The organism is Streptomyces bicolor (assembly GCF_000719285.1).
GTDB lineage: Bacteria > Actinomycetota > Actinomycetes > Streptomycetales > Streptomycetaceae > Streptomyces > Streptomyces bicolor.
In genome coordinates this window covers 25943-49454 of the sequence record NZ_JOFS01000036.1, presented here as the reverse complement: position 1 = coordinate 49454, position 23512 = coordinate 25943, and the positions used below count along the sequence as shown (strand labels likewise).

At 70.7% G+C, this 23512-nt stretch carries 21 protein-coding genes; 6 read left to right on the top strand and 15 right to left on the bottom strand.

All coding sequences use genetic code 11. The annotated features are described in order from the left end of the window. Positions 1-25: 25 nt before the first annotated feature. The 4 genes from IF78_RS0135600 to IF78_RS0135585 are packed head-to-tail and all read right to left on the bottom strand — an operon-like array spanning position 26 to position 4433. Positions 26-625: a GTP-binding protein gene (locus tag IF78_RS0135600; protein ID WP_031486912.1), complete on the bottom strand. Its 600-nt coding sequence runs from the start codon at positions 623-625 to the stop codon at positions 26-28. After that, positions 612-1037: a DUF742 domain-containing protein gene (locus tag IF78_RS0135595; RefSeq protein WP_031486911.1), complete on the bottom strand. Its 426-nt coding sequence runs from the start codon at positions 1035-1037 to the stop codon at positions 612-614. Before IF78_RS0135595 ends, IF78_RS0135600 begins: the two co-directional genes overlap by 14 nt. Positions 1038-1071: 34 nt before the next feature. Beyond that, complete coding sequence (locus tag IF78_RS0135590) at positions 1072-1548, bottom strand: roadblock/LC7 domain-containing protein (protein WP_031486910.1); 477 nt, start codon at positions 1546-1548, stop codon at positions 1072-1074. Continuing rightward, positions 1545-4433 carry a sensor histidine kinase gene (locus tag IF78_RS0135585; protein ID WP_031486909.1) on the bottom strand — a complete coding sequence of 963 codons (2889 nt, stop codon included), beginning with the start codon at positions 4431-4433 and terminating at the stop codon, positions 1545-1547. Before IF78_RS0135585 ends, IF78_RS0135590 begins: the two co-directional genes overlap by 4 nt. 305 nt (positions 4434-4738) lie before the next feature. On the opposite strand from IF78_RS0135585, the gene IF78_RS0135580 reads away from it, so the two are divergent. Then, on the top strand, positions 4739-5692 hold the full coding sequence (locus tag IF78_RS0135580; protein ID WP_031486908.1) for an ABC transporter substrate-binding protein: 954 nt from the start codon (positions 4739-4741) through the stop codon (positions 5690-5692). 55 nt (positions 5693-5747) lie between these two features. Here IF78_RS0135580 and IF78_RS0135575 read toward each other — a convergent pair whose 3' ends face one another. From IF78_RS0135575 to IF78_RS0135535, 9 genes are all read right to left on the bottom strand, one after another. Then, positions 5748-7127, bottom strand: coding sequence for a glycoside hydrolase family 43 protein (locus tag IF78_RS0135575; protein ID WP_031486907.1), 1380 nt, complete (start codon positions 7125-7127; stop codon positions 5748-5750). Positions 7128-7292: 165 nt separating this feature from the next. Beyond that, positions 7293-7877 carry a GTP-binding protein gene (locus tag IF78_RS0135570; protein WP_031486906.1) on the bottom strand — a complete coding sequence of 195 codons (585 nt, stop codon included), beginning with the start codon at positions 7875-7877 and terminating at the stop codon, positions 7293-7295. Beyond that, positions 7864-8244, bottom strand: a complete 381-nt coding sequence (locus tag IF78_RS0135565; RefSeq protein WP_199921453.1) for a DUF742 domain-containing protein — start codon at positions 8242-8244, stop codon at positions 7864-7866. The genes IF78_RS0135570 and IF78_RS0135565 overlap by 14 nt, the downstream gene beginning before the upstream one ends. After that, entirely contained in the window at positions 8225-8644 is a 420-nt protein-coding gene (locus tag IF78_RS0135560; protein WP_031498619.1) for a roadblock/LC7 domain-containing protein, read from the bottom strand. The genes IF78_RS0135565 and IF78_RS0135560 overlap by 20 nt, the downstream gene beginning before the upstream one ends. An 11-nt stretch (positions 8645-8655) precedes the next feature. Further along, entirely contained in the window at positions 8656-11382 is a 2727-nt protein-coding gene (locus IF78_RS0135555; protein WP_031498617.1) for a sensor histidine kinase, read from the bottom strand. Between the two features lie 222 nt (positions 11383-11604). Next, positions 11605-12603, bottom strand: a complete 999-nt coding sequence (locus IF78_RS0135550; RefSeq protein ID WP_031486903.1) for a substrate-binding domain-containing protein — start codon at positions 12601-12603, stop codon at positions 11605-11607. A 243-nt stretch (positions 12604-12846) separates the two neighbouring features. Beyond that, positions 12847-13650: an SAM-dependent methyltransferase gene (locus IF78_RS0135545; RefSeq protein WP_031486902.1), complete on the bottom strand. Its 804-nt coding sequence runs from the start codon at positions 13648-13650 to the stop codon at positions 12847-12849. Between the two features lie 383 nt (positions 13651-14033). Continuing rightward, positions 14034-14444 (bottom strand): DUF6114 domain-containing protein, encoded by a 411-nt coding sequence (locus IF78_RS0135540; RefSeq protein ID WP_107050080.1) that lies wholly within the window; start codon positions 14442-14444, stop codon positions 14034-14036. Further along, entirely contained in the window at positions 14444-15103 is a 660-nt protein-coding gene (locus tag IF78_RS0135535) for a DUF6230 family protein (protein ID WP_031486900.1), read from the bottom strand. The genes IF78_RS0135540 and IF78_RS0135535 overlap by 1 nt, the downstream gene beginning before the upstream one ends. 614 nt (positions 15104-15717) lie before the next feature. On the opposite strand from IF78_RS0135535, the gene IF78_RS0135530 reads away from it, so the two are divergent. After that, the gene (locus IF78_RS0135530; protein ID WP_031486899.1) at positions 15718-16371 is read left to right on the top strand and encodes a hypothetical protein; all 654 of its coding nucleotides are present in this window, start codon (positions 15718-15720) and stop codon (positions 16369-16371) included. 18 nt (positions 16372-16389) lie between these two features. On the opposite strand, the gene IF78_RS0135525 is transcribed toward IF78_RS0135530, so the two are convergent. After that, positions 16390-17316, bottom strand: a complete 927-nt coding sequence (locus IF78_RS0135525) for a lytic polysaccharide monooxygenase (RefSeq protein WP_031486898.1) — start codon at positions 17314-17316, stop codon at positions 16390-16392. A 406-nt stretch (positions 17317-17722) separates the two neighbouring features. Between IF78_RS0135525 and IF78_RS0135520 the strand changes: the two genes are divergently transcribed. Further along, positions 17723-19528 carry a S8 family peptidase gene (locus IF78_RS0135520; RefSeq protein WP_031486897.1) on the top strand — a complete coding sequence of 602 codons (1806 nt, stop codon included), beginning with the start codon at positions 17723-17725 and terminating at the stop codon, positions 19526-19528. A 147-nt stretch (positions 19529-19675) separates the two neighbouring features. On the opposite strand, the gene IF78_RS0135515 is transcribed toward IF78_RS0135520, so the two are convergent. Further along, positions 19676-20353 carry a ScbR family autoregulator-binding transcription factor gene (locus IF78_RS0135515; protein WP_031486896.1) on the bottom strand — a complete coding sequence of 226 codons (678 nt, stop codon included), beginning with the start codon at positions 20351-20353 and terminating at the stop codon, positions 19676-19678. A gap of 270 nt (positions 20354-20623) precedes the next feature. Here IF78_RS0135515 and IF78_RS0135510 point away from each other — a divergent pair, with 270 nt between their 5' ends. The 3 genes from IF78_RS0135510 to IF78_RS0135500 all read left to right on the top strand — a co-directional run bounded on the left by IF78_RS0135510 (position 20624) and on the right by IF78_RS0135500 (position 23505). After that, on the top strand, positions 20624-21568 hold the full coding sequence (locus IF78_RS0135510; protein ID WP_031486895.1) for a ScbA/BarX family gamma-butyrolactone biosynthesis protein: 945 nt from the start codon (positions 20624-20626) through the stop codon (positions 21566-21568). A gap of 76 nt (positions 21569-21644) precedes the next feature. Then, a complete protein-coding gene (locus IF78_RS0135505) occupies positions 21645-22292 on the top strand; it encodes a ScbR family autoregulator-binding transcription factor (protein WP_031486894.1) in 648 nt (215 codons plus the stop codon). 22 nt (positions 22293-22314) lie between these two features. After that, complete coding sequence (locus IF78_RS0135500; RefSeq protein ID WP_031486893.1) at positions 22315-23505, top strand: damage-control phosphatase ARMT1 family protein; 1191 nt, start codon at positions 22315-22317, stop codon at positions 23503-23505. Positions 23506-23512: the final 7 nt, after the last annotated feature.

Here is a 23512-nt window from a genome sequence, read left to right as displayed (position 1 = left end):
GGACGAACCCTGGGCCCTGGGCGCGTCAGCCCTCCGTGCGGGCCAGGGCCAGTTCCAGTACGACGAGCAGGGCGTCCCGTACCGAGCCCCGCTCGCGGGCGTCGAAGACCAGGACCGGGACGCCGTCGGTGACGTCGAGGGCCCAGCGGACCTCCTCCAGGGTGTGCTCGACCCTGCCGTCGAAGGCGTTGACGGCGACCGCGAAGGGGATGCCCTTGTGCTCGAAGTAGTCGACGGCGGCGTAGCAGTCGTCCAGGCGGCGGGTGTCGACGATGACGAGCCCGCCGACCGCGCCCTCGACGATGTCGTCCCACATGAAGCCGAACCGCTCCTGACCGGGCGTGCCGAACAGATACAGCTTCAGCGTGGGGTCGATGGTGAGGCAGCCGAAGTCCATGGCCACGGTGGTCGTGGTCTTGCGCGGGGTGTGGGTGAGGTCGTCCACACCCGCCGCGACCTCCGTGATGGCGGCCTCGGTGGTCAGCGGCTCGATCTCGGATATCGAGCCGACCGTGGTGGTCTTGCCCACGCCGAAGCCGCCCGATATCACCATCTTCACCGGCAGCGGCGGTCGTACGGCGGCCGACCGCGCGGCTGGGACGGTGGCCGGTTCAGTCGGTGTCACTGAGTACCCCTCGTGAGTCGGGGACGGCGCGCAGGCCCTCGATGACCCTGCGCAGGACGGAAGCGTCGTGGACGACGCCGGAGTCGGGCACGTGCACCGTCAAATGCCCCGCGGCGCGCAGATCCTCGGCGAGGACGCGCACCACGTTCAGGTGCAGCCGCAGCCGGGCCGCGATCTCCGCGATGGACTGCGGCAGCCGGCACACGGCGACGATGTCGTGCCGTTCGAAGGCGAGCCGGTCGAGCGCGTCGAGCCCCTCGGCGGTGGCCACCACCTGGGTCTCGACGGGCATCGACGGGCCGTCACCGCCGGCCGCCACCCGGCCCGCGGTGACCAGGAACGGCCGTACGGCGGAGGCGGGGCCGACCGCGTCCGGGCCGCTCGGGTCCGGCGGTGGGGTGCCGTCCGCCATGGGTTGTCCGTCCTTCTCGACCGGGTCGGCCCGGTCAGCGGCCCGACGCGGCGCCGACGTTGTTCTTCAGCTCCAGCACGAGCTGCGGGCTGAGGGCGGCGCCGGCGCGGTTGGCGAACACGGTCATCTCGTAGGCGATGTTGCCCAGCTTGGCCTCCTTGTCGGTGACGACGCCGAGCACGGCGCCGCTGCCGATCGCGGAGACCAGGACGTGGCCGCCCTCCAGGTCGATGATGACCTTGTTGAGACCGCCGAGGCCGTAGTTGCCGGACGCGCCGGCGGCCAGGCTGGTGATGCCGGAGACGATCGCGGCGAGCCGCTCGGAGTCGGCCTGCTCCCGCAGTTCGGACACGGCGATGAGGAGTCCGTCGGACGAGACGGCGATGGCGTCCACGACGCCGGCCGTCTCGGTCGCGAAGCGATTCAGCAGCCATGTGAAGTCGGCTGCGGCGGCCTGCAGTTCGGCCGGCGTGGTGCCTCCCGCCGGGGTGCCACCTGTCGACGTGCTCACTGCTCCGCTCCTTCCGGGGGGTCGTTCTGGTCCTGCGTATGGGGGGTTGGGGGTGCGGCCGGGGCGGAGGGTGCTCCGGTGCCCGCTCGATCGCCGCCGTGCCGGCTGTCACGGTGCGCGCGTTCCACGGCAGCCTCGAACTCCTCGATCGCCGCCCGCACGGCTTCCGCGTCCACGGCCCGCACGCCCTGTCGCGGCACGGCCTGCTGGGCGGAGGAGCCGCCCGGCGTACGCAGGGTCGCGCCCCGGACGCGGCGACGCAGGGGGCGACCGGCGGCGGGGTCTTCACCGGATGCCGAACGGCCCGTTGATGCCGCGTCAGGGGCGGGCGCTGAAGGGGCGGGCGTGCGCGGGCTCCGGGCTCCGACGGGGGTGGGTGGTTGATCTGTCCGGTCCGTGGCGGGGGAGGGGTGCTCGTCCGCCACGGCCACGTGAGCCGAGGTGTGCTGGTCGGCTCTGGCTCGTGGCGAGGGGTCGGGCTGGTCGGCCCGGGCGTGGTCGGCGGGCGCCGCGCCGCTGTCCTCGGCCTGCGGCCGGCCGGCCGCGGGGAACTGCTCGGCGCGGGCCTCGGGAATGGACGGCGCGTCGTCCGGCACGGCCCCGGAGGGCGGCGCCGTGCTCCTGTCCGCAGGCGCGGTCGAGCGCGCCGTACCGGCCGAGGTGGCTCCCCGCCGCGAGACCCGGCGGGGCAGCGGCCGCAGCCCATCGCCGTCCGCATCGGCGTCCGGCCGTACGGCGTCCCGGTGCGCGGCATCCGCCTGCGCGGAGACCGAGGGCCGGGGCCCGGTGGCGGAGGCCGACAGCGTCCCGGCGGAGTCGTCGGAGACGTCGGGGTCCGTTGCGTCGGGGAGGATCGTCTGGGAGCCCGAGCCCGAGCCCGAGCCCGCTCCGCCGGCCACCGCCGCCAGCGCGGCCAAGGCCGTGGCCCCCGTAGTGCTCCCCGTCACCAGCAGCGACGGCGGTACGGTCACCTCGGCCGTCACACCGCCGCCCGGTGTACGGGACAGGGTGACCGTGATCTCCCAGCGGCGGGCCAGCGTGCCGACCACGAACAGGCCCAGGACCTTCGTCGGCACCAGGTCGAGTCGCTCGCGGCGGATCAGGCGGGCGTTCTCCTCGTCGAGGCGCTCGGGGCTCATGCCGAGGCCGTGGTCGGCTACGACGATCACCGCGCCGCCGTGCTCGCCGTTCGCCACGGACACCTCGACCGGGCGGCCCTCCGGCGAGAACGACACGGCGTTCTCCAGGAGTTCGGCCACCATCAGCGTGAGGTCGCCGATGACCTCCGGCTCCACCATGGCCTCGGTCCGCGCGCGCAGCTCCACCCGCTGGTAGCCCTCGATCTGGCCGAGTGAGGCGCGTACGACATTGGTGAGCGCGGTGGGACCGGCGTCCAGGTCCGCCTCGTGGATGCCGGCGAGCAGCATCAGACTGTCGGCGTTGCGGCGCAGGCGTACCGCGATGTGGTCGATGGAGTAGAGGCGTTCCAGAAGCGCGGGGTCGGTCTCGCCGCGCTCCACCGCGTCGATCAGAGCCAGCTGGCGGGTCGTCAGGTTGCTGACCCTGCGGCCCACGTTGCCGAACATCTCGGCGACGTTGCGCCGGCTGAGGACCTGCCGCTCCAGCAGCGCGACCGCCGTCTGCTGCACCTGGTTGAACACCTCGGCGAGTTCGCCGATCTCGTCGCGTGCCGTGACCGGGATCGCGCTGAGCCGGGGCGGACCGTCGTCCTCGGCGTCGTCGTCGGCCACCCGGGCCAGCTCGCGCTCGGCGACGTCGGCGACCTGCCGGGCGGCACCCGTGAGGGCCTGCACCGGCCGGACCACGGAGCGGCGGACCAGCATCGCGAGGACCAGCCACACGGCGAGGCCGAGCAGCGCCAGCCCGAGCAGCAGGACCGCGTTCCACGCGGCCTCCTCGGAGGCGTCGTCCGCCCGGTCGGCGATCTGGCCGATGAGCGACGTGGTGATCGCCAGCCGGGTCCTGGCCTGGTCCCGGTAGGCGGAGTAGGAGTCGAGCGCCTCCTCGAGCGACTCGCGGATCTCGGCGGGCGAGCCGCCCTGCACCGAGCCGGGGTCGATCTGCAGCTCGGCGAACTGCCGGCTGATGACGGTCTGGGCGGCGGTGTACTTGATCCCGGAGAGCTGGGCGGCCTGCGCCTCGGTGGCGAACCGGGCGAACCGGTCGGCCTGGTGGGTGTACTCGTCGTAGGAGCCGATCGCGCCGATGAACTCGAGGAGCGCGTTGGAGTCACCGGTCGACGCGGAGAACACGCCGGTCTCGAAGGCGCTGTGCGCGGCGCCCGCGCGCAGCAGCGAGTCGAGCAGGTTGCCGGTGAAGGTGGTCGCGAGATCGGGGTTGCGGTCCAGCGCCAGGCCGTCGATCAGCGCCTGCGTGGCGTGGGTGTAGGCGGGGTCGATGTTCTCGGCGGGCAGATACTGCCGCTCGACGGTGTCCCGCAGGCTGCTCAGGCCCTCGACGCCCCGCAGCGCCTGCGCCTCGGTCTCCGGCAGCCGGTCCCCGAACGCCTCGCGCACCCGGTCGACCTGGGCGTTCACCCCGGACTGGGCGATGCGATAGGCGGTGGACGAGGGCGCGCCGCCCTCGGTGGCCTCGTGCCGCACGGAGAGCAGGACGGCCTGCTGGTGCTCGGCGGCCAGCCGGTCGACCAGCGTGGCGACCTCGGCGCTCTCCCGGACCAGCCGGGCGGCGTCCGCCGCGTCGCGCGACTGCGCGGTCTGGTCGGCGATGAGGTAGGCGAGGAGGGCCGCGACCACGGTCAGCGGCACACCGACGAGAAGGTTGAGCTTGCGCCGGAAGGGCCAGCGGACGGCGGAGCCGCGTGGCCGACGCGGACGAGGCACGCCCACTTCGTCAGTGGCCACCCTGCCTCCTTCGTGGGCGTCACACGGTGCGCGAAGTCTCACGTGACCGCAGTTGTTCGAGTATGGATCGGCTCTGTCCGTGGGACAGTACCGCCCCTTGATCACCGTGATCGGAACTGTACGTCAAGAATCCATTACGGCCCCCTGCACCCCAAGCGTCCCGTCTTCACATCGAAGCGCAACTGCCCGTTACCTTCCGTTTTTTGAGGCCAATCGGTGACCTGACCGCTCTTGACTGACCGAGAACCGGCTGGATTGGATCAGTGGAAGAGCTCTCCCAACCCACTGAATCCGGAACGGGAATCGTGACTTTCACCGCCTCACGCAGCAGGTCCCTCAGGAACCGTCCCGGCGCGGCCGCCGTCGCGCTCGCCGCCGCCGTGGCGCTGCTGGCGGGATGTTCCTCCTCCGACAAGTCCGACCCGCTCGCCGAGGACGGCGCGAGCGGCGACACCGTCGTCGTCGGCTCCAACAACTTCGCCGAGAGCATCCTGCTCGCCGACATCTACGGCGAGGCTCTCAAGGCCAAGGGCATCAAGGTCACCTACAAGCCCAACATCGGCAGCCGGGAGACCACCTACGGCCTGCTCAAGAACGGCTCCATCACCGTCCTGCCGGAGTACAACGGCTCGCTGCTCGCCTACCTCGACCCGAAGGCGGAGCAGAAGTCGGCCGACGCCGTGAACGCCGCGGTGAAGAGCAAGCTGGACGCCAAGCTGACGCTGCTGGAGTCCTCGCCGGCCGAGGACAAGGACTCGGTCAGCGTCAACGCGGAGACGGCGAAGAAGTACAAGCTGACGGCCGAGTCCAGCCTCGAGGACCTCAAGGACATCGCTCCGGAGCTGGTGATCGGCGGCTCGCCCGAGTTCCAGACCCGGCAGCAGGGCCTGAAGGGCCTGGAGTCCGAGTACGGCCTGGAGTTCAAGTCCTTCAAGGCGCTGGACGCGGGCGGCCCGCTGACCCAGGCGGCGCTGGCGAAGAACACCGTGCAGGCGGCGGACATCTTCACCACGGACCCGACCATCACCAAGGAGGGCTTCGTCGTCCTGCAGGACCCGAAGAACCTCTTCGGCTTCGCCAACGTGACCCCGCTGGTCTACAAGAGCGGCCTCTCCCAGGAGGGCGTCGACGCGCTCAACGCGGTCTCGGCCAAGCTGGACACCAAGACGCTCCTCGACCTGGACGCCCAGGTCCAGTTGGAGAGCAAGGACCCGCTCGACGTGGCCAAGGCCTGGCTGAAGTCGGCCGGCCTGGGCTGACCGACGGCCTGTCCGGCGGGGCTGCGGTATCGCCGCAACCCCGCCGTCGGCCTGCTCAGTAGCCGACGTGGAAGGTGGCGTCCTGGCGCTCGGCGGTCGTGGAGACCGGGTCGATGCGCAGGGCGTAGTTCGCGTGCCTGATGTAGCGCGTGGGGTTGTTGTACGAGCGGAACGACGTCCAGGAGGCGTCGGCGAGCCCGGCCGTCCGGTAGAAGGTCGCGTCCCCGGCGAACGTCGACGTGCCGTCGTTCTCGTCCAGGCGCAGGGCGTAGTTGTAGTGCCGCAGGTAACGGGTCGGGTAGTTGACCGACTGCAGCGATACTCCGGCGGAGTCGGCGAGGCCCGGCACGAGCTTCCACTGCGAGTCGGGGAACGGGTCGAAGGGGTACTCGTCCATCCGGCCCACGAATCCGCTGTGCCGGACGTAACGGGCCGGGTAGTTGTACGACTTGAGCCGGTTCCAGGCGGGGGCGCCCCATCTGGCGATGAGGTTGCTGTACTCGGTCGACGTGATCGGGTGGATGCCGCAGTGCTTGGAGTTGAGCGGCTGGGTGTAGAGCTTCTGGTCCACGGCCGTCCAGGTGCCTGAGGCGAGGTCGCTGCTCTGCCAGGCGTAGAAGACGCCGTTCGGCGTGTAGGTGTCACCCCACAGGTACCAGGTGTTGCCGGTCAGGGACTTCACCACCGTCGGGGCCTCGGTGCCGCCGTGCGCGACCGCGGTGCTGAACGGGGTGAAGCTGCCGGGGTTCAGGGTCGTCGAGCGGGCGCCGACCAGGGTGCCGTTCCTCTTGAAGTACAGGTAGTTGACGCCGTTCACGCCGATGGTGAGGTTGCCGTCGATGACGTCGTACCCGGGGTCGAAGAAGACCTGGGGGCTGGTCGTCGTACGGAAGTCGGTCGTGTAGCTGACCATGATGACGTTGTGGCCGCTGCTGTTCACCGACGAGTAGAGGATGCCGTACTGGCCGCGTGCGGCGTCCCAGTAGGCCTCGGGGGCCCAGCTGTGGGTGTTGGTCATGTCGTGCAGCTTCAGCAGACGGTAGCCGGTGAAGGTGCGCAGGTCGGTGGAGTCCCAGACGTGGATGTAGACGCTGTTGCGGGTCCAGTCCGTGCCGCTGAGGTCGGTGGCGAGGACGACGAACGTGCCGTCCTGCTTGCGCAGCAGGAACGGATCGCGCAGGCCGCCGGCGCCGAGGGTGGGGGTGGCGACGGGGTTGTTCTGGTTGAGCGGCGTCCACCGCAGGCCGTCGGTACTGACGGCGAGATGGAGGTTGTAGTTCGCCTCCAGCATGGTGTTGGACTCGGTGAAGTAGACCATCGCGTACGCCGAGTCGGCGGCGTGGGCGGTTCCCGCGTCGAGGGCCAGGGCACCGGTCGCGGCGAGCGGGACGGTCGCCGCCATGCCGAGGAAGTGTCTGCGGGAGGGGTGGGTCATGCGGCTCTCCAGGGGGTGCGGGGGATTTCCATCCTGCCTTCTGGTCGATATGTCGAACAGAGTTCGACTAATCGACCAGAAGCTAGGAGAGGGCAGGTGGCGCGTCAATCACCCGGTCATCCTTGGCGGATTCCCGCCAGCCAACTGTGCGTTCGATGTGAACGGCTACGCCGTCTTCGCCGCCACTATCAACTGGTCGACCAGAGCGATCAGCACGTCCCGGCACGACTCGCGTTCCCGAGCGTCGCACAACAGCACCCGTACGTCCGCCGGGAGCGCGAGGGCGTCCCGGATGTCCTCGGCGGGATAGGGGTGTTCGCCGTGGAAGCCGTTGACGCCGACGACGAAGGGGATGCCCCGGCGCTCGAAGAAGTCGATCGCCGCGAAGCTGGACTCGGGCCGGCGGACGTCCACCAGGACCACCGCCCCCAGCGCGCCGATCGCCAGGTCGTTCCACATGAACCAGAACCGCTGCTGCCCGGGCGTACCGAAGAGATACAGCACCAGCTCGCGGCTGATGGTGATCCGGCCGAAGTCCAGGGCCACGGTGGTGGCCTGCTTCTCCTCGATGCCGTTGAGGTCGTCGATACCCAAGCCCGCCACGGTCAGGGGCTCCTCGGTGCGCAACGGTGCGATCTCGCTGACCGACCCGACCATCGTGGTCTTGCCGACACCGAAGCCGCCGGCGATGAGGATCTTGACCGTGTCGGGCGGCGCGACCGCCTCCACGGTGGTCTCAGAGCCGGCCAAGGCCGTCCCTCACTTTCTGCAGCAGGTCCAGGTCCGGGGTGCGGGGGGTGACGGGGTGCGGCGGGTGCACGGTGATCAGGCCCGCTTCCAGCAGATCGCAGAGCATGATGGCGACCACGCTCACCGGGAGGTCGAGATGGGCCGCGAGCTCCGCGACCGCGATCGGCCGGGCGCAGCGCCGCAGGATCCGCGCCTGCTCGGGCTGCGGCCGCGGTGCGCGCTCCGGCGGCGGGTCCACCGCCGTCACCGTCGTGATGAGCGTGAAGTCGGTGCGGCTGGGCCGCGTTCGGCCGCCGGTCAGCGTGAACAGCCGTACCAGCCGACCCGCCGTATCGTCTCCGCCCACCTCACGCGCCAGGGCCGGCATGGGCCCGCGGTGCCGCCGACAGATGCTCGCCGATCTTCTTCACCAGCATGTTCATCTGGTACGCCACCACACCGACGTCCGCGCCCTGGTTGGTGAGCACGACGAGGTGGGCGCCCGGCCCGGCGGACGTCAGGATCAGATAGCTGTTGGCCATCTCGATCAGCGCCTGGCGCACCGGGCCGCCCCGGAAGTCCATGCTCACGCCCTTGCTGAGGCTCATCAGGCCGGACGCGGTCGCCGCCAGCCGCTCGGCGTCGTCGCGCAGGAACCCGATGGACTTGCTGACCACCAGCCCGTCCTCGGAAAGGACGACGGCATGGTTGACGTCGGCGACCCGCTCCACGAGTCCGGTGAGCAACTGGTCGAGCTGGGTGTCCGTGGCGGGGGTGGGGCGTGTCATGGCTATGTCCTTCATGAGCGGTCGGCGGGCGGGGTGGAGGACGTGGGGGAGGCGGCGGACGGGGCGGGGTCGGCCGCGGGCGGCTCCTCGCGCGCCGCGTCGTCACGCGCCCGCCGAGCGGCGGGGATCCGCACATCCGGAGCCTCGGAAGCGGCGGGGCTCCGCAGGTCGCGGGTCTCGGAAGCGGAGGGGCTCCGCAGGCCGTGGGCCTCGGAAGCGTCCGTGACCTCGCCGGTGCCGGAGGCGTCCGGGACCTCGTCGCCGGTGTTGTCGCGGGCTTGGAGGGTGCCCCTCTGGAACGCGGCGAGGACGGCGGGGTCCTGGTGGTCGGTGGAGGCGGGGCGGCCTTCGTGGTCGGCGGATGTGGAGGCGTCCGGGGACCCGTCGCGGGTGTCTTCGTGGGCCTGGGGGGTGCCCCTCTGGAACGCGGCGAGGACGGCGGGGTCCTGGTGGTCGGTGGAGGCGGGGCCTTCGTGGTCGGCGGATGTGGAGGCGTCCGGGACCCCGTCGCCGGTGTCGTCGCGGGCCTGGAGCGTGCCCCGCTGGAAGCAGGCGAGGGAGGCGGCGGCGCGTTCCGCGGTGAACTCGTCGGCGTGGCCGTCCTCTTCGGCGGGCGCGGCCTCCTCCCGGAGTTCGGCGGCCAGGCTGGTCTGCGGTACGCGGCGGGGGAGCGGGGAGAGGCCTTCGCCGCGTGCGGGGACCGGGGCGGGTGCGGTGCGGGCCGGAACGACGGGGCGGGACTCCCGTACGGGCTCCTCCGGTTCGGCGGCAGCGGTGTGCTCCGCCTCCTCCCGGTCCGGGGCCGGCAGGTCCCGTACGACGACGTCGTGCGGGATCAGCACGATCGCCGTCGTGCCGCCGTACGGCGAGGAGCGCAGCGTGACCGCGATGCCGTGCCGCCGGGCCAGCCGGCCGATCACGAACATGCCGAGCCGCAGGTCGTCGGCGAGCGCCACCACATCGAACTGCGGGGGCTCGGCCAACTGGGCGTTGAAGGAGTCGTAGTCCTCCTCCGGCATGCCGAGACCGCGGTCCTCGACCTCCACGGCCAGGCCCTTGGCCACCATCGCGGCCCGAACCGTGACCGGCGCGGGTGCCGGGGAGTACAGCGTGGCGTTCTCGATGAGCTCGGCGAGCAGATGGATGACGTCCGCCACCGCGGGCGGCGCCAGATGCACCTCCTCCTCGGTGTGCACCTCCACCCGCTGGTACTCGGCGACCTCGCCGACCGCGCTGCGCAGGATGTCGATCAGTGCGACCGGCTCGCTCCAGCTGCGGCCCGGCCGTTCCCCGCTGATGATGACGAGGTTCTCCTCGTAGCGGCGCAACTGGCTGGCGGTGGAGTCCAGTTCGTACAGGCCCTTGAGCACCTCGGGGTCCTGGTGCGCGCGCTCCAGCGCGTCCAGCTTGGTGAGCTGGAGGTTGACCAGGTTCTGGCTCTGCCGGGCGATGCCGAGGATGATCTTCTGGAAGCCGCGCCGGATGTCGGCGAGTTCGACGGCGGTGTGCACGGCCGTGCGCTGCGCGGTGTTGAACGCCTTGGCGACCTGGCCGAGTTCGTCGTGGCCGTAGTCCAGCGGCGGGGTGGCGGACTCCACGTCGACCTTCTCACCGCGGTCGAGTCGGGCGACCACATCCGGCAGCCGCTCCTCTGCCAGGCTGAGCGTGGCCATGCGCAGACCGCGCAGCCGCCGGGACAGGGAGCGGGTGATGCGCCAGGACATCACGGCGCACACCAGTACGGCGACGAGGCCGCCGACGCTCAGTGAGCCGGCCTGGATGAGCAGTGACCGCGCCTTGTCGCCGGTTCGGTCGAGCAGGGCCCGGGTCTGCTCCTGGATCAGAGCGGTGTACTGGCCGGAGAGTGTGTCGATCGCGCCGGTCCACTGCTTCCGCGCGTCGGGCAGGACGGTGGCGAGGTTCTCACCGCGGCCCGTTGTGCGCGCCGTGAGCACCTCGTTCTCGATGACCTCCAGGGCCTGCCACGCCGGCCCTTGGAGAATCCGCTCGGTCTGGGTCTTCACACTGCCGCTCAGGGAGGGGATTATCTGGTCCTTGAGGAGCCATCGGCGCGCGTTGACCAGTTCCGTGAACCGGGCCCGTGCCTCCCCCTCGAGCTTCCCGGACGGCCACGCCAGGGTGAGCAGCGCGTCCTCCTGGGACACCAGCTCCGCCGCCTGCTCGAGCATGACGAGTGGGGCGGCCTGCGAGGTGAGGTTCCCGTCGTCGACCTGGGAGAGTTCGCGGAAGGCGTTGATCTGGTCGTCGATGATCGAGGTGTACTGGTCGAGTGCCTGCTGCGGGGAGATGTCGGTGAGGTCGTCGACCTGGTCCCGGTAGTACTCGAGGCTTCCGACCCCCGCGATGACGGAGTACATCCGGTCGCCGATGCGGTACGGGGCGTCGGCGAACGCCTCCGACCGGCCGACCAGCTTCGCGATCGCCGCGTCGGTCCGCTGCCGCTGCTCGTCGAGGGCGGTCCGGGCGCCGCTCTGACCGGCCAGCAGCGCGGCCGACAGACCGCGCTCCTTCTGCAGGGCGAGCGTCGCGTCGGTACCCATGGCCCCCGTCGACTTGCTCAGCCCGGTCTGCGAGCGCAGCCGTAGCCCCTCCGAGAACATCTGGATCGTCGTCACGCTCCAGACGGCGGCGAGCGTGACGCTGGGCACCAGCGCGAGGAGGATCAGCGAGAGACGTATGGAGCCGAGGCGGCGCCGGGGACCTGTCCGTGGAGACATTGTCGTCCTAGGGCGATCAGCGAAGGGCGGGGGCGGTCGACGCGGGGGACATGCGGATGGGGGACGTGCGCAAGGGGAGGGACAAGCGGAACGTGGACGGCGCAGGGGGGTGAGCGCGTGTCCGATGCGTCACAGGGGGTTCGCAGGATGTTATCCGTACATGTGGACGTACGTGTCACGCCTGACCGAATCTTTGACGACACCAGCGGCGGAAGTGTCCGGTCAGCGGGTCCCATTGGCCGCGAACTTCGCGACCGCGGCGACGTTCGCCTTGGTGACGAACGCCGGCCCGGTCAGCACGGGGGCCTCGCCACCGCCGAGGGTGTTGCCGTTGGTCCGGTACAGCCAGAGGGAGTCGACGGCGAGATAGCCCTGCAGGTACGGCTGCTGGTCCACCGCGAACTGGACGTCGCCGTCCTGGACCGCCTTGACCAGGTCCTCGTTCAGATCGAAGGTCGCGACCCGGGCCTTGCTGCGCGCCTCATCGGTCGACTTCACCGCGGCCAGCGCGTACTGCGCGCCCAGCGTGACCACTTCGTCGATGCTCGGGTCCTGCGTCAGGCGGGCCGCGACGGTGGCGGTCACCGCGTCCATGTCGCTGCCGTCGACATAGAGGTTCTCGGTCTCGCCGCCGAACGCCTTCTTCACGCCGGCACAGCGTGCCTCCAGGGCGACATTGCCGCGCTCGTGGATGACGCACAGCGTGTGCTCGGCCTTCAGATCGTCGAGCTTGCCGCCCACGGCCCGGCCGGTGACGCTCTCGTCCTGGCCGAAGTAGCCCAGCAGCCCCGCGGACTGCCAGTCGTCTATACCGGAGTTGAGACCGACGACGGGTATGCCGGCCCTCCGGGCCTCGGTCACCGGACTCGTCATCGCCGACGGCTTGGCGAGCGTCACGGCGATGCCGTCGACCTTCCGCCGGATGGCGTCCCGCATCAAATCGGCCTGCCGCGTCGGGTCCGAGTCGCTCGCGTAGGTCAGATCGATGCCGTCCTTGGCGGCCGCGGCCTGGGCGCCCTTGCGTACCAGCTCCCAGAAGGCGTCGCCCTCGCCGCCGTGGGCGATGAGGGCGACCTTCATGCGTGCGGTGCCCGCCGCCGCGTTCGCGCCCGACTCGTCGTCGGTCCCGCCGACGGCGGAGCAGCCGGCCAGCAGCAGACAGGCGGCGGCCGTGAGGGTCGCGAGGCGAGCGGAACGGGAGGAGGGGGGTGGGGTCTTCATGAGGGTGCGGCACCTCGCTGTGCGGCCGAGCCGGAGGAACGAACGAGAGGCCGGCCGGTGCCGGGAGGGGGAGTGCGCCGACCTGTGAACTCTCGCTGAGGCGGAGCCAATCGCGTGTGACCGCCGGTAGTCAAGTGCGCAACCACATGGCGTGAATCGTTGCTCCCACATCGTGATGAACCGCTGGCCGGAGGGCAGGCCGGGCTCCGGCCCACCCCCCACCGCTTGCGGTCGCGAACCGGGTCAACTCGGCTTGCGCGCCACCGCCCCGTACATCGCGATGTCCTCGTCCCGGATCACCTCGGTGCCTCTGCCGTCCGGGCGCCACTTGTGGACCTGGACGATGCCCGGCTCGACGAGGTCCAGACCGGTGAAGAATTCCCCGGCCTCGTCGAGGGTGCGCAGCCGCATCGGCATACCCCGCGCCGCGTACTCCCGGGCGACCCGGCCGACCTCGTCCGGCGCGAACTCGGCCGTGCCGATGGACATCGCGAGGCAACTCCCCGCGGGCAGCGGTTCGAGCAGCCGCCGTACGATCCCCACGGCATCGTGCTCGTCCAGCAGGAAGTGCACGATCGCGATGACGGTGAGCGCGACGGGCTCGGCGAGATCGAGGGTCTCCCGGAAGGCGGGCGAGTCGAGGATGGCCGCCGGATCGAGCATGTCGGCCTGCACGTACGCCGTCCGTCCCTCGGGCGTGCCGGACATCAGCCCTTGGGACAGCGTGAGCACGAGCGGATCGTTGTCGACGTAGACGACCCGCGACCCGGGCGCCACGGACTGGGCGATCTCATGGATGTTGGGCGAGGTCGGAATCCCGGTCCCGATGTCGAGGAACTGCCGTATCCCGGCCTCGGCGGCGAGATACCGCACGGCCCGGTTCATGAAGTCCCGGTTGGCCCGCATGTGCACGGGCAGCGCGGGCCATTCACGGACCATGGCGTCGCCGGCTTCTCGATCGGCGGGGTAATGGTCCTTCCCGCCGATGATGTAGTCGTAGATGCGGGCGGAGTGGGCGGTTTCGGTGTCGATGCGATCGGTGGACATGAAACCTCCAACAGCATTGGTCAGTTGGCCGGCATCCTGCCAGCCGAAGGGGCGCGGGGCTGTATCGATGTGCGGCTCCGCCGCGTGGGCCCGACCAGCCCCCTCCGCGCCCGCTCCTCGCGCTTCTCGCCCCTCCTTGCGCCGGCGCGCCGCCGGGACGGGCGAGCTGACGGGAGAGAGCAGGGCGAAGACAGCGGAGGGCCGGCAGCGGGAACGAGCGGGACGAGGGAGGGCGGCGGCGAGAAAGCCGCGGACAGGGAGGGCGCGGCCGGCGGAAGAGGGCTGCACCGGGGAGAGCGCCGGGGGAGGGACTTCCTCGCTCTTCTCCCCCTACTGGCTTCGACTCTCCGCCCTTCCGCTGGCTTCCGGCCCAAAACCTGCCCCTACGGCGCTGTTGCCGCTTCCTTCCTCCGCTCTCGCCGACTGCGCCGAGGCTCCTGGTCCGGCAGCCACCCGAACGCGAGACAACTCCCCACCACACCCAGCAACAACCCGACGAAGAACCCACCCAGGTTCGACGTGAGCCAGGTCCCCAGCGAAACCAGGACCCCGGTGATCGAGTAGAAGAGCCGCTGCGCCGGGTTGAAAAGCACCAGCAACCCCAGCACCACCATCAGCGCCGGCAGCAGATACCCCGCCAGCCCCTGCATGCCGACCTGCAGGACGACCTTCAGCGACGCCTTCATCGTGAGCAGGATCCACGCCCCGCCCAGCGCCAGCAGGGCCCCGCCCCAGAACGGCCGGTCGGCCCGCCAACGACGGAAGGCCGGCCGGAACCCCTGTCGCTCGCTCATCAGCAACCCGAGCTGCTGAAGCGGAGCTTCAGACCCGGAAGCTTGAACACACCGGCGGTCGTCGCGTAGTTGGTCTGCCGCAGGTCCTTGATGAACACGGTGTCCGCCTGCTGGCTGAAGACACCGATCGGTCCCTTCACACCGGCCTTGGTCAAGGTGCTCGCGTCGTTGCCGATCTCGATGTTGCCGAACGCCGCGTCGCCCGACAGCTCGGTCGAGTCGGTGGTCAGATCGGTCGCGGTCACCTTGTCCTTCCCGGCGCCCGCGGTGATGAGCAGGTTCGTGCCGCCGAGGTCGACGCTCTGGCACAGCTTCGTGAGCGTCGCGTTCTTGATCGCGGACGTGACGACCAGCACCTGGCCGCCGGTGTCACCCTCGTTGGGGCTGCCCGGCGCCATGTGGTCGAGGCCGCCGAACTGCTCGAATCCGGTGCCGTTGAGCTCGGTCGCCGTGACCGTGAAGGGCATGCCGGAGATGGCGAACTGCACGCCCAGCGCGCCCTCGGCGGTGAGGACCGCGAGGGTGCCGGCGACCAGGGTGGCCGGCACCGCCATCACGGCGACCCGGCGCGCCCGGACGCGTCCGCGTCTCGTGGAACCGCTTTCCGGGTTCTCTGGTGTGTTGTCGGAGGACGAGGTGACGTCCGAGGACGAGGCCATAACTGCTCCCAGGTGCATGAAAGTGCGGGTAGGGCGTCAGTGGCACGTTGTCCTGGCGCGGACAGCGCCTGCGGCGCACGACTCCTCGCAACTCCCGGCGGGCGCAAGGGCTTTCTCGTACTCCGCAGTAGCCAGCCGGGAAGTTACCCATGGTTACAGTCGAGGGTCAAGATGGTTGTGAAAAAAGGGTGTTGGTTGTGGGTCACCTGTGAGTCAAGCGCTTCCAGGGGCCCCGAAAAAGTTCAGTCATGAACATCAACTCGCTTACAACGTCTTGACGTTGACTGACCCTCAGGTCTACAACTCTCCCTGGCTCCCCCCTGGATCCGTGGCGCCGGATCCGCCGCCGCGCGGCCGCTGCCCGCGTTCCCGGACCTGATGTCCTTCACATTTCCTTTCCGTGAGACCACTCCACACGCCGTCACGGTCGCTTCCCCCCTCGGTCCGTGCCGGCCGCCCCTGCCGTTGCCGGTCCGTGTCGTACGGAGAAGGCGTCACGGACCGGCAACGGCGCACACGGACTCGCGCACCCCCACCCCCTGAACCCCCCTGAACCCCCTGAGCCCTAAGACCCTCAGGGCACACCCCCGCAACGAAAGACGAGGTACACCCGCATGCGTGCACGCACCCTCCTCACCCTCGCCGGGGCCGTCGCCGCCCTCACCCTCCCCACGGCGGTCCCCGCGTCCGCGGCCGACGGCACCGTTCTCACCACCGGCTCCGTCGGCGGTACGGCGGTCGCGGCCGGCGAGGTCCTCACCGCTCCGCTGGCGAGCGGCACCGCCGCCACGTTCTACTCCAGCGCGACCGGTACGAGCGGCATCTCCTGCACGTCGTCGCAGTTCACCGCGACCGTGACCGACAACCCCGGCGCGCCCGGGACCGCGACGGAGTCGGTCACCGCGCACACCTTCGACGCCGCCAGCTGCACCACCAACGTGGTCGGCGTGCTCGGCGTCACCAGCATCACGGTCAACAACCTGCCGTACAGCGCCGCCGTGGCCTCCGACGGCACCGTCACCGTCACCCCGGCCGCGGGCTCCACCATCCAGACGACGGTCGTGCTGCGCACCCTGCTGGGCAGCATCAACTGCGTCTACCAGGCCCCCAGCCTGTCCGGCACGGCGAGCAACGACGACAACAGCATCAACTTCGCCAGTGCCCAGTTCACCAAGGTCTCCGGCTCCTCCCTTTGCTTCGCCAACGGCTACTTCACCGCCAAGTACGCCCCGGTGACCGGCAGCGGCGAGGCCGTGTACGTCAACTGACGCCTGGCTGGCCGGAGTTCACCTCCGGCGCGACCGCAGCGCCAGGGCGGCGCCCCCGGTGAGCACCAGCACCGCGGCGGCGCCGCCCGCCAGCACGGGCGCCGAGGGACTCGAACCGGAGTCACGGGTGGAGGCCACCGGCGTGGTGTCGGGCCCGGAGCTGTTCCGGGGGCGCGTGGTCGTGGCCGCGGGGGAGGAGGGCGTCGTCGGCGCGGAGGTCGACGGGGAGGAGGGTGCCTCGGACGAGGCCGCCCGGGAGGCGGTCGCACGAGGCTCGGTCGTCGGCGCGGGGGCGGCAGTCGCCCGCTCCGGGAACACCACGTCCGAGCACGAGTAGTACGTGTCCGGGGTGCTGCTGTTCTGCCAGACCGTGTACAGCACATGCCGCCCGGACCGGTCGGACGGCAGCTTCGCGCTGATCCGGTACGCCCCGTCCGTCAGTGCCGGGTCCTTCACCTCCGCGAACGGCCGCTCCGGGAGGTCGGACCAGGTGAGCGGTTTCGTCGGGTCATAGCCGGGCTTGGTGAGGTAGAGCCGGAACGTGCCGGTGTGCGGGATGGTCGAGACGTACCGCATGGTGAGGGCGGTCCCCGGGGTCAGCCGGGTGGACGGCCAGTCGGCGCGGGCGAGGTCGAGCCCCCGGTAGGCGGGCAGTCCGCCGCTGCACAGCTGTCCGTCGGGGACGATCTGCCGGTCCCGGCCGTTCACGTTCGCGATCCGCAGGTTGTCCCAGGCCGTGAAGGGCGCGCCGTTCGACGCGACCGCCGCCTCACACGCCGCCGACCGGGAAGCGCTGCCGCCGTCGGGGGAGCAGGCGTACACCCGGCTGACCGGATCCGTCGGCGCGCCGTGCGCGTGAGCGGGGCCCGCCGCCCACACCGTGAGCAGCAACGGCGTGACGGCGGTGGCCGCGAGGGCGGTGCGGTGCGATCTCATCCAGGGCATCCGGGGCATCCGGAACGTCTCCTCGGCCGGCGCGGGAACGGTCCTTGTGCAGTACGGGAATCCGGTCCGGCGCGTTCACTGCGCGACGAACCGGGCAGAGCCCGTCAATACCGGTCAACCGTCCGACGTAGAGGGTGGGTTTCCGGCCGGATCGAGGGTTTCCCCTGTATCCCGATGACCTTTTCTTTGCCTATCGTTCGACCACAGCCGACCCACAGGTAACCCCGAACGGGTCGACGCCCGCGCCAGGCCGGCCACCGCGCGCCCCGCACTTGCCGCACTGCCCCACCTGCCTTTGCTGCATTGCCCCCGCCCTTCCGGCGTACCCCCCTCCGCTTCGAGGACGAAGCGAATCGACCGCCGCTCCGCGCTGCCCGGAGTACGGCCGGCACGAAAGGCAAAGCCCTTGCGTACCTCCGCATCCACCAGACGGAAGCTGATATCCGTCGCCGCGGTCTCCGCCGCCCTGTTCACGGCCGCCACCACCGTCGCCGTGGCCCAGGAACCCGCTCCCCGGGAAGCCGCTGTCCCCACCGCTCAGACCGAGGCCGCACCCGGCGCCCCGGCCGAGCGCCTCATCGTCGGCTACAAGTCCGGCGCCGCCGAGGCCAAGTCGAACAAGGCCGCCGAGTCCGACGCCGCCGCCAAGGGCAAGGAGGCCGGCGAGGACCTCGACTTCCAGCGCCGCCTCGGCTCCGGCGCCGCCCTCGTCGACCTGGGCGAGAACCTCACCAAGGCGGACGTCGCCGACGTGGTCGCCGAGTACCGGGAGGACCCGCAGGTCGCCTACATCGTACCGGACCGGCTGAACAAGCCGCTGGCCACCCCCAACGACACCGAGTACGCCAAGCAGTGGGACCTCTTCGAGACCACCGCGGGCATGAACGTGCCGGGTGCCTGGGACGTCGCCACCGGCAGCGGGGTGACCGTCGCTGTCATCGACACCGGTTACGTCTCCCACTCCGACCTCGGTGCCAACATCGTCGCGGGCTACGACTTCATCTCCGACACCGCGGTGGCGGGCGACGGCAACGGCCGTGACAGCAGCCCGGCCGACCCGGGTGACTGGACCGCGGCCAACGAGTGCCAGGCGGGCGACCCGGGCTCCACCTCCTCCTGGCACGGCACCCACGTCGCGGGCACCATCGCCGCCGTCACCAACAACAGCAAGGGCGTCGCCGGCATCGCGTACGGCGCGAAGGTCTCCCCGCTGCGGGTGCTCGGCAAGTGCGGCGGCTACGACTCCGACATCATCGACGCGATCACCTGGGCGTCCGGCGGCACGGTCTCCGGTGTCCCGGCGAACACCAACGTCGCCAAGGTCATCAACATGAGCCTGGGCGGCGGCGGTGCGTGCTCCACCGCGACCCAGAGCGCCATCAACGCCGCCGTGAACCGCGGCACCACGGTCGTCGTCGCGGCGGGCAACAGCAACGCCAACGCCGCCAACTACTCGCCGGCCAGCTGCAACAACGTCATCAGCGTGGCCGCCACCGACCGCCAGGGGAACCGCTCCTACTACTCCAACTTCGGCTCGGTCGTCGACATCGCGGCCCCGGGTGGCGAGACCAACTCGGTGACGTCCAGCGGCATCCTGTCCACGCTGAACTCCGGCACGCAGGGCCCGTCCTCCGAGAACTACGACTACTACCAGGGCACCAGCATGGCCGCCCCGCACGTCGCGGGCCTGGCCGCGCTGATGAAGTCGGCCGCCCCGGCGCTGACCCCGGCCCAGATCGAGTCCGCGATCAAGACCAACTCGCGTGCTCTCCCCGGCACTTGCTCGGGTGGCTGCGGTGCGGGCCTGGCGGACGCGGCCAAGACGGTGCAGGCGGTGAGCGGCAGCTCCGGCGGCTCCACGGGGGGCACCACCTTCACCAGCTCCGGCGCGGTCTCCATCCCGGACAACGGCTCCGCCGTCGAGTCCTCCATCGCCGTCAGCGGCCGCAGCGGCAACGCCCCCTCGGCCCTCCAGGTCGGCGTGGACATCACCCACACCTACCGCGGTGACCTGGTCATCGACCTGGTGGCCCCGGACGGTTCGACGTACCGCCTGAAGTCCGCCAGCTCCTCGGACTCCGCGGACAACGTCAGCACCACCTACACGGTGAACGCCTCCAGCGAGGCCGCCAACGGCACCTGGAAGCTGCGCGTCCAGGACACGGCGGCCCAGGACACGGGCAGGATCAACAGCTGGAAGCTGACCTTCTGAGCGAACACTGAGCACGGGCCCTGAACGGGCGCGTATCACAAGCGGGCGGGCCGGCCGATGCGGATGGGGCATCGGCGGGCCCGCCGTACATCGTTGCGGACACCGACCGGAGTGACGGAAACCATCACTCCGGTCGGTGTCGTGTACTCAGCGTGCGGACACATCCATGGCGACCTGCTCGACGTCCGCCGTGTCGAGAGCGGCCAGCACGCGGACCCCCCGGTCGGGCCGCCGGTCGATGCCGGTCAGCAGGCCGGGCAGCGCGATGCTCGGCAGGAGGTGGCCCCACAGCACCGAGATCCGCTCCGCCAGATCGCCCCGGTCGGTCAGCGCACGGGACATCAGCTGGATGCCCGCGAACGCCCCGACCAGCAGCTCCACGGTCTGCCTGGGCTGCACCGTGGGCAGCAACTCGCCCTGGTCACGGGCCTGTTCCAGCACCACCACCAGATGCTCCACCCACTGCCGGAACGGCCCCGCGTGGTCGACGCCGCGCGGCGCGCTCTGGTCCACCGCCAGCCGCACGCTGCCCTTGAGCAGCGAGTTGCTGAGCAGCCGCTGCCCGAACACGAAGGTCATGTCGACCAGTTCCTGCAGCTTGCAAGCCTGCGGCGGCACCGCGCCGAGCGACACCTGCTCGTCCAGCACGGCCTGGGCCAGGGATTCCTTGGACGGGAAGTGGAAATACAGGGCGCCCTTGGTGACATCGGCCCGTTCCAGGACCATCGAGATGGTGGTCGCGGTGTACCCATGCTCGTCGAAGACCGCGCCGGCGGCCTCCAGGATCACTCTCCGCGTCCTGATGGCGCGCTCCTGCCTCGCCATTTCCGCCCCTCCGTCTTTCTCCGTCGCCTCGGGGGCGCGAGCCGGTGCCGAGATCCCGGCCGTGCTCAGCCCCTCGGGCCTCCGCGCCCCCGAGCTCTCAACTCGCTGTACCGAGTTGACCTGCGCGCCCGGCGTGCGCCGGAGCGGATTCGGGCGCGGCCGGGTGACCCGAGGCCGCATTGAAAACAAACCGGTCGCCTCGTACTCTAACGCTCGCGGCACGGGAACCTCGCCGTCTGTCAACGCACACGGGGGACCCAAGGAGGGGACATGCCTCATCCGCGGCAACTCGCCACGCACCCGCTCGCCGAGACCTTGGCGGTGCCGGAAGGCCTGACCGCCACCGTACCCCGCCAGCTCGTTCATCGAGCCTCGGTGGCCGAAACGCTGCTCACCGGTGGGACCAGCACGGACACGGACCGCTTCACCGTCTTCGCCCAGTGGCCGCGCGCTCACCAGTTACACGTGTCGCCGGACCGGACGGCGTACGAGCCCCTGCTCGTCGCGGAAACCGTCCGCCAGGCCGGCACACTCCTCGCGCACACCGCCTACCAGGTCCCTCTGGACCACAAGTTCGTGCTCAAGGAGATGCGGATCACCACCCGCCCCGAGCATCTGGCCGTCGGCACCGTACCGGCCGAACCCACGATCCACATCACCGTCTCCGACGTCGACCGCCGCGGCGGCCGCCCGGCCGGCTTCCGCTACGAGGCGGACGTACGGATAGGCAGCGAGCGGGTCGCGACCGCGCGCATAGCCGCCACCTGGACCAGCGACGCCGTCTACCGCCGGCTTCGCGGCGGCCGTACCGCGGCCACCGTGTCCCCACTTCCCGTGCCGCCCGGTCTGCCGCCCGCGGCGGTGGGCCGCGCCCTGCCCGCGGACGTCGTCCTCGCCCCGACCGGCCATGCCGACCGCTGGCGGCTGCGAGTCGATACCGCGCATGCTGTTTTCTTCGACCATCCCCTCGATCATGTGCCCGGCATGCTGCTGCTGGAGGCCGTCCGCCAGGCCGTACGGGCCCGCAGTCGCGACGGCCGCCGAACCCCCGTCTCGTTCCACATCGTCTTCCACCAGTACGCCGAACTCGACCTGCCCACCTGGGTAAAGGCGGTCGACAGGGAGGGCGCGGGCCCCTTCCGCGGCACCGACGTGCAAGTCGTGGGGCAGCAGGGGGAGTCGACGGTCTTCGAGTGTGCGGTGGCAACCGAGTAGGGGTGAGCTATCTTGTACGGAGAGTAAGAAACAAACGGCATCACCCGTTCTTTTTCAGCCCAGGAGAGTCCAGCCGATGGTGAGGCAGTTACGCGCCGAACAGACCCGCACCACGATCCTCACAGCCGCCGCCGAACTGTTCGACCGCCACGGCTATGAATCGACCAGCCTCAGCGACATCGTCGAGCACGCCCAAGTGACCAAGGGCGCCCTGTACTTCCACTTCGCGGCGAAGGAGGATCTCGCCCAGGCCATCATGGAGCTCCAGTCCAAGGCCTCCCGCCAGGTGGCGAGCGAGATGGACGCCCGGGGCCTCTCCTGCCTGGAGGCGCTGATGCGCACGACGTTCGGCATCACGCGCCTGGCCGTCGAGGGCCCGATACCCCGAGCCGGCCTGCGCCTGGCCACCGGCGGAGCGGTGATACGGCCGCCCCTGCGGCACCCGTTCCAGGAACTGCTGGACATCGCCACCCGCAAACTCCACGGCGCCGCCAAGGAGGCCGACATCCACCCGGACGTGGACGTCGAGGCCGCGGCCCACTCCCTCGTCTGCTTCTTCGTCGGCACCCGCGTCGTCGCCCGCTCCCTCGAACCCGTCGCACGTCAGCCCCGCAGGGTGGCCGAGATGTGGCACCTGATGATCCGGGGCCTCGTACCGGTACCCCGCCGCGCCCGCTATCTCGCCCTCGCGACACAGCTGGAGCGGGAGATCAGAGCCGTATGACGCCCGCGATACGGTGAGCCGCATGCCCGACAGGTCCGACACCCCGCGCGTGCCCGTGCTCCTCGGCGACGAACCCGGCTCGTTCCCGCACAGCGTGCTCGCCGAACGGCATCCCGCGATCATCCGGCAGGTACGGGAGTCCTTCCCGTACGGCCCCGAGCGGCACCGCGCGCTGGACGCGCTCCTCGCGAACTGCACCAAGGGCGTGATCGAACCGCTCCCCGCCGACGCGCACGACCGGGACCGCTGGACGGCGTGGGGCGCCGAGGCGTACACGGGCCGGTCCTGGTTCGACGTGCCGTGGCTGTGGTCGGAGAGCTACTTCTACCGTCAACTCCTCGAAGCCGTCGGCTACTTCGCTCCCGGCCCCTGGCAGGGCATCGACCCCTTCCGCCCCTCCAAGCTGGCCGAACTCGACGCCCCGGAGACGGACGAGGAACTGGCCGCCCTCGACACCCTCGCGGACCTGCCCGCCGACGAGCGGGACCGGGCGCTGCTGCACGGCTCCCTGTGGGGCAACCGTGCCGACCTCGGCTTCCGGCTGTCGGCCGGGCACGAGGAGGCCTCCTCGGACACCCCGCCCCTGGTGGCCGACGACAGCGAGACCCTGTGGTCTCTGCTCCCGCTCACGGGCTCGGCCACTGTCTGCCTGATCGCCGACAACGCGGGCCGCGAACTCGTCCCCGACCTGCTCCTCATCGCCCACCTCCTCACCCAGGGGCGCGTCGCGCGAGCCGTCCTCCACGTCAAGCCGTACCCCTACTACGTCTCCGACGCCACGCACGCCGACGTACTCGACGCCCTGCGCCGGTTGACGACGGCTCCGGGCGCGGCCGCGACGTACGGACACACGCTCTGGTCGGCGATGACCGAAGGCCGCCTCACCGTCCGCGCGCACCCCTTCTCCGGCGCCCCGCTGCCGTACGCGGAGATGCCCGCCGACCTCCGCGAGGAGCTGGCCGCGGCCACCCTCACGATCGTCAAGGGCGACCTCAACTACCGCCGCCTGGTCGGCGACCGACGCTGGCCGCCGACCACGCCGTTCGCCGAGGTCACCGCGCATTTCCCCGGGCCGGTCGCGGCCCTGCGCACATTGAAGTCCGACGTGATCACCGGGCTGGACGCCCGCACCGAGGCGGCACTGGGCGAGGCGGAGGGTCCTCACAAGTGGCGGATCGGTGGGAAGCATGCGCTGATCCAGGTGCGGCCGTGAAGAACCG